This is a genomic window from Pseudomonas sp. BE134 (assembly GCF_031456105.1).
GTDB lineage: Bacteria > Pseudomonadota > Gammaproteobacteria > Pseudomonadales > Pseudomonadaceae > Aquipseudomonas.
This window is the reverse complement of the sequence record NZ_JAVDUA010000039.1, coordinates 1-11,039: the sequence shown is the minus strand read 5'-3', so window position 1 is coordinate 11,039 and position 11,039 is coordinate 1. Positions and strand designations below refer to the sequence as shown.

The 11,039-nt window shown below is 58.4% G+C and carries 7 protein-coding genes and 2 pseudogenes; 6 read left to right on the top strand and 3 right to left on the bottom strand.

What is annotated here, in order from left to right:
- Positions 1–54 precede the first annotated feature (54 nt).
- The gene (locus tag J2Y56_RS25745; RefSeq protein WP_007948790.1) at positions 55–393 is read left to right on the top strand and encodes a hypothetical protein; all 339 of its coding nucleotides are present in this window, start codon (positions 55–57) and stop codon (positions 391–393) included.
- Between the two features lie 153 nt (positions 394–546).
- Here the strand turns inward: J2Y56_RS25745 and J2Y56_RS25740 are convergent.
- The 3 genes and pseudogenes from J2Y56_RS25740 to lapG form a co-directional block, all read right to left on the bottom strand.
- Positions 547–798: pseudogene (locus J2Y56_RS25740) on the bottom strand (DUF6124 family protein); the annotation flags it as partial.
- Positions 799–1,308: 510 nt separating this feature from the next.
- Positions 1,309–3,255, bottom strand: a complete 1,947-nt coding sequence (gene lapD, locus J2Y56_RS25735; RefSeq protein WP_310353480.1) for a cyclic di-GMP receptor LapD — start codon at positions 3,253–3,255, stop codon at positions 1,309–1,311.
- A gap of 14 nt (positions 3,256–3,269) precedes the next feature.
- Positions 3,270–3,962 carry a cysteine protease LapG gene (gene lapG / locus J2Y56_RS25730; protein ID WP_310339078.1) on the bottom strand — a complete coding sequence of 231 codons (693 nt, stop codon included), beginning with the start codon at positions 3,960–3,962 and terminating at the stop codon, positions 3,270–3,272.
- A gap of 218 nt (positions 3,963–4,180) precedes the next feature.
- On the opposite strand from lapG, the gene J2Y56_RS25725 reads away from it, so the two are divergent.
- From J2Y56_RS25725 to J2Y56_RS25705, 5 genes and pseudogenes are all read left to right on the top strand, one after another.
- Positions 4,181–4,891, top strand: a complete 711-nt coding sequence (locus J2Y56_RS25725; RefSeq protein ID WP_007948786.1) for a GntR family transcriptional regulator — start codon at positions 4,181–4,183, stop codon at positions 4,889–4,891.
- Between the two features lie 679 nt (positions 4,892–5,570).
- Entirely contained in the window at positions 5,571–6,347 is a 777-nt protein-coding gene (locus J2Y56_RS25720; protein ID WP_007948785.1) for a DUF3050 domain-containing protein, read from the top strand.
- Complete coding sequence (locus J2Y56_RS25715; protein ID WP_007948784.1) at positions 6,344–7,273, top strand: diiron oxygenase; 930 nt, start codon at positions 6,344–6,346, stop codon at positions 7,271–7,273. The genes J2Y56_RS25720 and J2Y56_RS25715 overlap by 4 nt, the downstream gene beginning before the upstream one ends.
- A gap of 14 nt (positions 7,274–7,287) precedes the next feature.
- Entirely contained in the window at positions 7,288–10,698 is a 3,411-nt protein-coding gene (locus J2Y56_RS25710) for a non-ribosomal peptide synthetase (RefSeq protein WP_310353473.1), read from the top strand.
- Positions 10,699–10,721: 23 nt separating this feature from the next.
- Positions 10,722–10,955, top strand: a pseudogene (locus tag J2Y56_RS25705) (SRPBCC family protein); the annotation flags it as partial.
- Positions 10,956–11,039 lie beyond the last annotated feature (84 nt).

Genomic DNA, 11,039 nt, shown 5'->3' with positions numbered 1-11,039 from the left:
AGTTGGCCTATGCTGCTGACAGCATGACGCTGGTTCATTTCTGAGGGATGCTCAATGTTTTACGTGCAACGCGATGCGCAAGGCCAGTTGGTGCGCGTGGAAGCCGCAGCCTACGCCGAGGCCACGGAAACACTGCCGGCCGACCACCATGAAATCCAGGCCTGGTATGCCAACGAAGTGATGGAAACCAGCCTCAAACAGCTCAAGCAGAGCGACCTGGAAATGATCCGGGTACTCGACGACTTGATCCAGGTGCTGACCAGCAAAGGCGTGATCCGCGTCACCGACCTGCCGCCAGCAGCACAAGCCAAACTGATGGACCGGACCCAGGCCCGTGAAGCCTTGGGTGGGTTGAGCCATTTGATCGATGATGAAGAAACCGGGTTGATTTAACCCCGCACATTGATCGTTCCCACGCTCCGCGTGGGAATGCCTAAAGGGACGCTCCGCGTTCCAGCCTCGCCGCCGGCATTGCGCCTGGCACTGTTGTGACGCGGAGCGTCACGGGCTGCATTCCCACGCAGAGCGTGGGAACGATCATCTGCGCTAAACGTTGACCGAACCCGCCGCCAACTCTGGCAACTCAAGCTGATCCAGCGCTCGCTCCACCAATAAATGAACCCCATCGGCTATCCGGCTAAGCGCCAGCGCGACGCAGCGGCGTGTGCCGTCTACATCGTCGGCAAGGTCGGCGGCGATGGCGCTGATGGAGAGCAGGTCTTCTGAGGCGTTGGCCAGGAGGGCTTCGGTGGGGATGTCGGGGGAGACGGTGAAGAGATGGCCTCTGCGGTGAGAAGGCGGATTGGGGGTAACTTTGAACATGTTGTATCTCCATCTGTATTGGGAGCTACGACCGTTCGCTTGCACGCGAATGGGGTGGCAGCTGTGCGCGAGTGTGCAAGACCGGGCAGACGGACCCCGGCAGATAGTTCTCGAAAGAACGATCTCCCACGCACAGCCGCCATAAAACAAGCACCGCGAGCATGACTGCCCGTCACGTAACCAATGGCGTTGCGCGTCGTCTTGTACCCGGACTTGCACGTCCGTGTCACCGATTATTCAGTGACAAAGCCAGACTAGACTTGCGCATTGCCCGGAACAAGTTCACCAAAACCGACGCAACTCGAAGGGAATCTCCTAGGAATTTGCCTTCAGATTTTCCGACCAGATCGTTCCCACGCTCTGCGTGGGAATGCCTCAAGGGACGCTCCGCGTTCCAGCCTCGCCGCCGGCATTGCGCCTGGCACCGTTGTGACGCGGAGCGTCACGGGCTGCATTCCCACGCAGAGCGTGGGAACGATCAGTGGGTTAGTGCCAAGGCTTGGGCTCACCAAACAACTGCCCCTGAGCCCCATAAAGCCCCATCTCGCGAATCACCGACAACTCCCCTTCCGTCTCGACCCGCTCGGCAATCAGCGGCAAATCGATGCTGTGCGCCGCACGCTGGATCGCTTCGATGAACAGGCGTTTGTCACTCTCCTGATCAATCGCGCGAATGTAACCGCCATCGATCTTCAGGTACGCCAGCCCCAGTCGTGCCAGGTTGCCGATCATGCTGAAGCGCCCGCCAAAACGTTGCAGGCTCAGGGAGAAGCCGAGTTCTCGCAGACGCCGCGTCAGCTCTTCCAGCATCGCTTGTTCCGGCAGCTGTTCCTCACCGATTTCCAGCGTCAGGCGCGGACCCAGATTAGAGTTCGCGCGCAAAATCTCGAAGATTTTATTCAGCGCCTGCGGATCGCCCAACGTCGCCGACGACAGGTTCAGCGCCAGCGACTCTTCGTGCTCGGCCATCTGCTCAAGCACCAATTCCAGCATCAGCCGGTCCAGTCGCGCGGTCCAGCCAAAACGCTCCAGCCAAGGCAAGAAGCGCCCGGCGGGAATGGTCTGCCCTTGTTCATCGACCAAACGCGAAAGCACTTTGTAATGCAGCACCAGTTGCGTGTCCTGGCTGGCCACGACCGGTTGGAAATACAACTGGAACCGGCGCTGCTCCAATGCCTGGTCCAGCAAGTTATTCCACGCATGATGGTCATCACCGACACTGGCTAACGCGCTGTGATCCAGGCACGCCCAACTCGGCTCGCCCTGGGCTTCCGCCTGGGCCAACGCCTGATCGCCGAGTCCGAGCACCGCTTGCGGCGAGTCGCCATGAACGAAAGGTGCCAACCCGATCGACGCCACCGTGGCCACGTCGGTGGCGCCGGTCGCATGCAGGCTCGCCAAGGCACTGTCAAGGTTCTGCGCCAGTTGCAACGCTTCTTCCCGCACCAGCCCCGGCGCCAGCACGGCGAATTCACCGCCGCGAATACGCGTGACGAGGTTCTGGGTTTCCGGGAACTTGGCACACTCGCGGGACAACTGCTCGCCCACGGCTTTCAATAACTGGTCAGTACGCTGACCACCCAAACGCTGGTTCAAACCGGCCAGGTCCTTGACCCGCAATAACAGTAGATACCCCGAACTGGCCTGCTCCGGATTGCTCACCCGGGCGTTCAATTGCATCTCGAAATAACGACGGTTGGCCAGCCCGGTGAGGTTGTCCTGATAAGACTCGACCCGCAGTTTTTCACTGCGTTCGGCCTGTTCCTGGAACAACGCCTTGAGCTTCTCGACCATCTGGTTCATGGCCTGCACCACCCGTCGCAGTTCGGGGGTGCGCGGCAGTTCCGGCAGGCTGAGGAATTCGCGTCGGGCAATGGCGTGGGATTGCTTGACCATGTAATCCAGTGGTTTCAATTGCCGGCGCAACAACAACGCCCCCAGCACTGCGCTCACAGCGCCGCAAATCAACAACCAGCCGAGACTGCCCAGCGCGCTCTGCCACAGCTTTGCCAGCGCGAACATCGGGTGGCTGACGACCTCGACCCGCGCCGCTTGCTCCCAACCGCGGCTGACAATCGCGTCGCCACCGGCGGGTTCAAGGCCAATCATTTTGACGAACCAGTCCGGCACGTTGTTGACCGCAGGAATCCCGTTGCGCTCGACAATGGTGTTGTCGTTGCTCAGGTCGACGACGCGGATGCTTGAGTAGTAACCACTGTCGAAAATCGAACTGACCAGCAACTCGACCATCGCCGGGTCGTCGATGTTCGGCGTCAGGGACAGCGCCAGCGCCGTCGCGGCGTCCTGGGCGTGGGAGCGCAACTGATTGACGTACTGGGTGCGCGAGCTTTCCAGGCTGACCATGAAGCTGCCGGTGAAGGCGACCACCAGGAACAGACAAATTGCGATCAACAGCTGTTTGAACAAAGACATCTGAGCGCGTGCTCCTAGTTTGTCGTTTCGACCGGGAAACCTTCGGCCTGCATTTTCTTCAACACGTCCTGCCAGCGGGACAGACGTTTGGTGTCACCGACTTTTTTCGTGCCCTTGGCGCCGGGCAAATACAATCCTTGCGCATTGAAAGAGTAGACCGGTAACAGATCGGTCCGCTGGCTAGCGGGTTTTATCTCGTTGATCAGGCTGTCGAGTACCAGTGGCATGGCCTCGGGGCTTGAATAATAGGTCAACACCATGTGCGCCCGATTCTGGCGCAACGCCTTGACGTAGGTGATGCGCAACTTGTCACTGGAGACGCCGAGGTGGCGCAGGCTGAAATACTTGGCAATCGCGTAGTCTTCACAATCACCGGCACCCTTCCACAGCGCTTCGATGGGGGTTTCCCAATAGTCGACCTCGTGCCACAGATCGATGTCTTCTACGTAGCGCACTTGATGGTTGATGAACCGGTTGACCACGTTGAGCTGTTCCAGCTCGCTCATCTGCTTCTGAGTGGCCAGCAACTGCTGCCAGGCATCGATCCGCTGCTTCCCTTCACCCAACGGCCCGTACAAATCCTGAGCACGGCGACTGATCAGCGAAAAGTCCCAATCGGCCTGCAAACCGCCCAGCATGACGCCGGCCAGCAACAGCGCACAACATAGCCAGCGCAAAGTCCTTGGGATTGCGAAACGTACCGCCAATGCGAGGCATCCAGGTCAGGCAAATGGAATTCGGCCGATGGTGCAGGTTAGCCCGGCAAAAGACAATGGCACGGTGCAATCACGGGCGACGCGCTAGACTTTGTATTGTGGATGACATGAAAAGCTTACGAATGAGAACCTTACCGGTTTGACAAGCTTCATCACAGTCACTAGTGTCCATTTGGATCCAAATATTTCAGTCGAATAGGGTGCGAGTAGTGCCACAAAAGACCAACCCTCTCAGCAGCATCAAGGTCAGCGGGCCGATTCCCGCTCACCTCGCACGCTCGGTGATCGAAGAAACGCTGCGTTCGGCGATTCTCGATGGGCGCATCCCTTGCGGCACCGCGTTGCGGCAACAAGACTTGGCCGACTTGTTCGGCGTCAGCCGCATGCCCGTGCGCGAAGCCTTGCGCCAGCTCGAAGCCCAGGCGTTGCTTAACGTTGTCGCCCATAAAGGCGCCGTCGTCGCACCGCTGATTTCGGGTGATGCCGTTGAAACCTATGCGCTGCGTATTCTGTTGGAATCTGAAGCCCTGCGACTCTCCATTCCATTGCTTGAGAAAGCAGACTTCGAGCAGGCTGCGCGTCATATCGATGACATGGAAACAGAACATGATTACACCGAGATTGGCCGGCTCAATCGCCTGTTCCATATGTCGCTGTACAGCAAGACGCCCAACCGTCGATTGTTGAGTCTGGTGGAAGAAGGGTTGAACGAAGAAGAGCGTTTCTTGCGTTTCAACCTGGAAGCGATGGGCCTGGGCAAACTGTCCCAAGACGATCACCGAGCACTATTACTGGCTGTGGAAGACCGAGACATCCAGCGCGCAGTAAAGATGCTCGAGAATCACCTCAACCGGGGTGTCGAAGTCATTACACGCTACCTCGCCAGCCCTGAAGCACTTAACAAGAAAATCTCCCGGTAAACCGAGCCGTCAGCCGGAACGAGCAAATCGCGCTGCTCGTTTTCGCTGGCCGCTACGGCGCTAAACCCCACTCTAGAGCCGCGCCCTCGATTCCCCCCTCCCAAGCCCACTCATTGAACCGAGCAGATGACGTTTCGGTGATAGCGGCCGCCTTGAATTACGCTCACTCTTGAACTGCAAAACGAATCAACGGGCGACGCTACGCACCTGCGCAGCAGTCCTCGCAACAAGAACCTAAGGAAGGAGTCTTGTCACGGGAAAGGAAGCACCGGTGTTGATCCCAGCCAACTTCCACCCCCTAAATTCACGTCAACGACTCAACTATGAAGTTGCTTCGAGTGAGGCATTCACTCTTCATTTGAATTCTGACGATTATTAGTCGGAAGGAGCAACTACGCCAAAATAAAACTTCAACCTAAAGTTTTATTGAAACTTGTCGCGCCGTAAAAACCTGAACTTTTATTTAATTGAAAAATGGCTTGCCGGAAACTTAATCCGTGTATTAGTTTTTGTTCGCCGCACTTAGCACAGGCCTGCAACCCTTGGCCTGCGGACCAACGTTCACTCATACCGATCAATTCGCTTGAGGTACTTATTCGCCCATAAAAATCTTTAAACGACACACAGTTATTGATCGCTACTTCCTGAATGACACTTCAGATCACTTATAGGCTCGCTCATGAAAAACAACAAAGAACGCCTCATCCAGAAGAAAGCAGAACTTAGTTCACACCCGATCTTCTCTGAAATACATTCACTGTCGGTACTTCAACGCTTCATGGAAGCCCATGTATTTGCCGTGTGGGACTTCATGTCGCTGACCAAGCGTCTGCAACAGGAACTGACTTGCGTTCAACTTCCCTGGCTGCCGCCACGAGACCCGCAGGCTGCGCGCCTGATCAACGAAATCGTACTGGGCGAAGAGTCCGATGATCGTCCTGCCCACGGTCATTTCAGCCATTTTGAGTTGTATCTGGATGCGATGCGCGAAGTGGGTGCCAGCACTGTCGCGGTGGAACGCTTTGTAGCGTTGCAGCAGGAAGGCATGAGCTATGACGTTGCGCTGCAAAGCGTGGACGTCGATCCCGCGGCGGCGCAGTTTGTGCGGCACACATTGCTCACCGCGTTGCATGCCCCGGGACACAGCGTTGCAGCGGCGTTTTTGCATGGTCGTGAGAGTGTCATTCCGCAGATGTTCCAGCGAATTCTCGACGACTGGGGCATCGGTATCGAGCAAGCGCCGACTTTCCGTTATTACCTGGAGCGGCACATCGAAGTTGATTCCGAAGACCACGGCCCGGCGGCGCAAATGCTTCTCGCGCGGTTGGTCGATGGCAATCCGCAACGCGAAGCGGACGTCTACGCCAGCGCCATTGCCGCCGTAGAAAGCCGCATTGCCCTCTGGGACGGCCTGCGTCTGAGCATGGGTGAACCTTTGCCTGAGGTGAGCGCATGAACGCCGCCGACTACCAATCCTTCGCCGACGCCTGGGAGAGCCGCGCGACCATCCGCACTCGACCACGGCGGGTGTTGGAGAACGACGACAAGCTGATCTATCCCTTGAGCCGGCAGCCGCTGGTGTTGAGTGAAACCTTCCTGCGCCAATGCCCGGAGCAGCGGGACTTTGCTTTGGTGCAGACGCTCTACAAATTCATCAACGACGTAGTGATTTTCGAAACCGAGATCGTCGACAAGACCGCACGCAGCATCGCCAAGAATCGCTTCACCGTGGCGTTCCCGTTTGCCTGCCGTTATGACGCCATGACCGTGGTGGTGGACGAGGACTACCACGCGTTGGTGGCCATGGACTTCATGCAGCAAACCATCGCCATGACCGGCATCGCGCCAATCGGGTTACCCGACGAAATCGAACTCAGTCGAGCCATCCCGGCGGCCATCGCACGCGCACCGGAACACCTGCGCAGCGCTGTCGAATTGATCTGCGTGGCGATTGCCGAGAACACCGTGACCGGCGATGTCGCGGCGTTCGCCAAGGACGACACGGTCAAGCAGTCGATCAAGGGCCTGATGGCCGATCACTTGCTGGACGAAGGCCGCCATTCCGGCTTCTGGGCGCGACTGGTGCGCATCTACTGGCACACCGCGAGCGAAGACGATCGCCATTGCATCGCGCAGATCCTGCCGGTGTTCATCGGCCATTACCTGACCAATGACATTCAGAAGTCCTTCGACTTCCGGCTGATCGAGTCTTTACCGATCAGCGAGGGGGCACGTCAGGCACTCAAGCGCGAAGTCTCGGGGCTGGCCTTCCCGATCAATCGCCATCACCCGCTGGTCGCCAACATCGTGCGGTTTTTTCGCAGCAGTTCACTGCTCGACTCGCCGTGTGTGCAAGACGCACTTAGCGATTACCTGGATTAACAAGGAGTACATCCATGAGACGTCTCGACATTTTGCTCATTGGGCAAAGCCAGGCCTTGACCGACCTGGCGCTGGAGCTTGAACAACACGGTCATTCGTTAATGCGGTTCGACACCCTCAACGAGCAACCGGCGTTTGATTTGTTGATCGACGACGCGAGTCAGCCGTTTGCGCGCTTCGGCGAAACACCACGACTGACGCTGCAACTAGGTGTCGGTGGCACAGAGGCTGGCGGCTTGCCGTCGCTGGACCTGTTGTGCACGTACAACTCGGCTTTGTTCACTCGCGTGCCCATCGCCGACGTGTCCTCCGGCAACGGCCAGGCGCTGCGCCTGCGGGCGGTGGCGGAGCTGGTGGATCATGTCGCGCTGCTGGTCAGCCGCTTCTCCCGGGATGCCGAGTATTTTCTGCATGCGCAACCGACAGCGCCTGCTCACTTTGAGCGGGTGGAAAATCTGTTGTGGCTTGAACACCTGGCCTTCGTCCATCAGCTCAACTGCACCGATCAACCCGGGCTGCTGAAACTGGGCCAGGTCCCGATGATCGAGCGCCTCGAACGACGCCTTCTTCAATCCGCCGAACGACCTGCGCTGACCATCGGCGGTACGACGCTGAACTATGGGCAACTGCACGCCCACAGCCGAGCTATCCAACAGCAGTTGCAGCCGCTGCTCGATCAACATCAAGGGCCGTTAGTGGTCGGGATCTGCCTGCCGAAATGCAGCGCGCTGTATGCAGGGATTCTGGCGATTCTCGGCAGCGGGGCGGTGTATGTGCCGCTGGAGCCGAGCCACCCGCTGCAACGTCAGCAGTACATTCTTTCCGATGCCGGGGCTGTGTTGTTGCTGCATGACGGCCAGCATCCGCTCGCTGACGTCATGCCGGGGCTGGACATTAGCCGCATCGATGTCGACGACGTGAACCTCGAGCACCCTTTGATGCGCCACCAGCCCGACCTCGATGCGCCGTGCATGGCGCTCTATACCTCGGGCACGACGGGGCATCCCAAAGGCGTGTTGCTCAGTCAGGCCAACCTCGCGCACTTTACCGCGTGGTACGCCGACTACGTGCAAGTCACTGAGCAGAGTCGAGTGTTGCAGTTTTCATCGGTGAGTTTTGACTCGTCGCTGATCGACATATTCCCGACCCTGCTTCAGGGCGCCGAGCTGATCGTGCCCAGTGACGATCAACGTCGCGACCCCTTGCAACTGGTCGAACTGATCCGCCGCCGGCAACTCAGCCACGCATTTTTGCCACCGGCACTGTTGAGCATACTGCCGCTGGATCAGCTGCAGAGTCTGGATCATGTGATGACCGGCGGCGACGTGTGTGAACCCTGGGTGATCGAGCAACTGACTCGCCAAGGCAGGCTATACAACCTGTACGGCCCGACCGAAGCCACGGTGCTGATTACTGCGCGGCAGTTGCGTCCCGGCGACAGCAATCGAACCCTCGGCGCACCGATTGCCAACAGCCAGGTGCTGATTCTTGATGAAGACTTTCAACCGGTAGCCGACCAAGGCGTCGGTGAGTTGTACATCGTCGGGCCAGGCGTGTGCCTGGGGTATTTGAACAATCCGCAGCAGACAGCCGAGCGCTATCTGAATCTGACTGTTCCAGGCGGCAAAAGCCTGCGCGCCTACCGGACCGGCGACATGGCGAAGTGGACCCGCGACGGCGTCGAGCTGTGTGGGCGGCGGGATCACCAGGTGAAGATTCGCGGCTTCCGGGTTGAGCCGGAAGAGATTGAACGCTGCCTGCGCGACAGCCTGTTGTATCGCCAGGTGGCGGTGGTCATCGACAGTCAGCGGCGAATCCTGGCCTTTCTCACGCAACCTCAGGAAAAGCAGCCCGGCGCCGCTCGCGAAGCCTTGAAGGCTCACGCGTTGCAGCTTTTGCCGGACTACATGCAGCCGGTTGCCTGGACCGAACTGCAATGCATGCCCTTCGCCAGCAATGGCAAAGTCGACCGCAGAGCGTTGCTTGCAATCCCTGTCAACGTTCAGGAAAACACTACTCGGCGATTACCTGCGAGTGCCGATGAGGCCCTGCTATTGGAGATCTGGGCGGAACTGTTGGAGCTGCCGGCCTGCGACATTTCTACTGATGAAAGCTTCTTCAATCTGGGCGGTCACTCGATCCTGTTGTCGCGCATGTTGCTGCGATTGCGTGAAGAGTTTGGTCGCAGTATCTCGATCAACCGATTCATCGAACTGCCGACGATTGCCAAGCTGGCAACTTTGGTGCGTGGCTCCGGCACCGAAGAGGTGTTGAGTGAAAAGGCCTTGTCTGATGCCTTTCGTGAGCTGGATGTTAAGCCGCTGCCCATCAGCCAAATGGGCGATGTCCACAAGGTGATCGTAACCGGTGCCAACAGCTTTGTCGGCGTGCACATCGTCGAGGCGCTGCTGGGTTGGGGGGCCACTGAGGTCGCCTGCCTGGTGCGCGATGGTGGTGGGCAATCGGCGGTTGAGCGCTTTGCCCATGCGCTGCGCGAGAACCGGCTGGAGCATCTCGACTTGAGCCGGGTGCGGGTGCATGCCGCAGACATCACTAGTCCGTCGCTGGGACTGTCCGATGAAGTTTACGAGCGCCTCGATCGAGAGTTCGGCGCGCTGGTGCACAACGCTGCCAACGTCAATCACGTACTCGATTACGAGTCACTGGCGCGGGACAACGTCGAACCCATTTTCGAGTGCCTCAGGTTGTGTGAAGGGCGCAGCAAAAAGGTCTTCAATTTCGTCTCTACGCTCTCGGCGTCCAGCACGATGACCACCGAGGGCCGGGTGCTCGAATTGCCTGCCGCGCACACCCCCCCAATCTACATCAAGAACGGCTACAACCTGTCCAAGTGGGTCGGCGAACGGATTCTTGAGCGAGCTCGCGAGCGTGGGGTACGGGTCAATCTGTATCGCCCCGGCAACATCAGTTTCAACAGCCGCACGGGTGTCTGCCAGCCACACAAAAACCGTTTGATGCTGATGCTCAAAGGCTCGATCCAGCTTGGCCAGGTGCCGAAGTTCGCGCTGAATTTCGACCTGATGCCAGTGGACTTTCTCGCCCGGTTCATCGCCTTCCATGCCAGCCGCTATCAGCCCGAAAAAGCGGTGTTCAACCTGCACAACCCCGAGCCCCTGAGCTGGGATGACTACGTGGTCTCCTTTCGCGAGGCCGGGCGGGAATTCTCCATGGTCAGCGTCGCTGACTGGCAGCAGCAACTGGGCCGGGTCGACAGTGACAACGCGCTGTTCGGCGTGCTCGGTTTTTACCTCAACGGCTTCGAAGAAGACATCGGCGATATCTCGATGATCGGCCACGACAACGCCGAGGCCGGGGTGCGGCAGATGGGCGCGCACTATCCCAAAAAATCCCCGGCGCTGCTGCGTCGTGGCTGCGACTACCTGAAAGAAATCAACTTCATCTGATTCAATCCAAACGGAGTAAAACCATGAGCACTCTGCAACCCGATACCCTGATCAAAAATCCTCAAGGCTGCCCTGTGGTGTCGTCTGTGGAAGTACCCGCCGAAGCGGCGAAAGTCTGGGCAATCGTCGGCAACTTCGCAGGCTTCGAGCAGTTCATTCCAGCGCTGTCGCATATCGAAATGACGGGGGAAGGCGTGTCGTCCTTGCGCAAAAAATTCTTCAAGGACGGCAACCTGGTGGTCGAGCGTAAGCGCTCCATGAACCCCACCCATTCAAAATAGGCGGCGCGCTTAGCGAGGCGATGTAAGCGAGCAGCTCCAAGGGATCAAGGCTTCGCAATC